This is a genomic window from Sulfitobacter sp., assembly GCF_041552635.1.
In the GTDB taxonomy this organism is placed as follows: domain Bacteria; phylum Pseudomonadota; class Alphaproteobacteria; order Rhodobacterales; family Rhodobacteraceae; genus Sulfitobacter.
This window is the reverse complement of the sequence record NZ_JBFEKM010000382.1, coordinates 1-1,240: the sequence shown is the minus strand read 5'-3', so window position 1 is coordinate 1,240 and position 1,240 is coordinate 1. Positions and strand designations below refer to the sequence as shown.

Sequence of the window (1,240 nt, the reverse complement as noted above, 5' to 3'; positions counted from 1 at the left end):
GCGGCCTCAGCGCCACCATCCATGTCGCCAGATGCTGGCACAATCGGCTTCACCGACGCGGCGATCGCATCGGCAACGGCCTTCCCTGCATCCTTTATGCGCTGCGCACCCTTGCCAATACTGCTTTCTGCCTGGTCAAACAGGCCGTCAGCAACAGTACCTATTGCGCCCGAAACGTTTGACTTCCCGAGGGCCGTCATCCCCATCTTCTCGCCCAAACCACTGCTGGCCAACGCATTCCATGCAAAAGCGATGCCGTTTATCAGAGCATCGAAAGCCTTCGCAATCTCGGCAAACGCCCGAACGAAAGAACCCAAGATCGCAGACGCAACGCCAGCGATAATTTCAGATAATCCAAAAGCCGTTTTACCGACACCTACCAAGGTCGTTTTACCGACATCATAAATGCGCACAAGCGCAGCCTGGAGACCGCCCGATGCCCCCACAACTCTCGCAAACCAATAAACCAGCTCACCTGCACCCACGACCAGCGCGCCAATCCCGGTCTTGATCAACGCCCCCCGCAAAAATGCCAGAGACCCTGCAAAGCTTAGCGTTGAAAGCCGCGCCAAGGCCAGCGCACCGACATAGCGTACGCCGAACCCGGTCACGACCACGCCAACATAGACCGCCAACCGATCTACGTTGTTGACCAACCCATCAATGACCGTCCGAAGCAACCCGCCCTCCCGAAGGCTGTCGGTCATCACCTGCGCCAATGCGCCGATTGCCGGCACCAACGCGATGGCCAGCTGCTGCCCTGCGTACTGCCCGATCAACCCAAGCCGGCCGATCTGGTCATTTGCTTTCTCGATAGCCTCGGAATCGGTCTCGCTGATGGCCAAGCCATAGTCTTCGATATCCGCCCGCGCCTGTCGCAGCGCATCGCCCCCACCCATCACGGCAAGAACCATTTCACGATTGCGAATACCAAGATCTTGCAAAAGCGCCGACGCTTGACCGGTCGAAAGGCCCAGATCTTGAATGCGATCAGCGATCAACGCGATCTTCTGATCCGCTTCAAGCCCGCCCAAATCACTAGCGGCAAGGCCCAGTGCACTTAAAGCACCCACCGCATTTTTGCTGCCACGGGCAATTTCACGATCCATCGTCTGCGCACTATCTGTCAATGTAGACAGCGAAACACCCGCTTCGCCAGCGGCCATCTCAAGCGCCCGATACCCGCCCACCGACGATCCAAGACGCCGCGCTGCCTTGGCCGTTTTGTCGATATCCCCTG

At 58.3% G+C, this 1,240-nt stretch carries 1 pseudogene; it reads right to left on the bottom strand.

Annotated features, from left to right (window positions below):
• Nucleotides 1-1,240: pseudogene (locus ABYT07_RS21260) on the bottom strand (hypothetical protein); the annotation flags it as partial.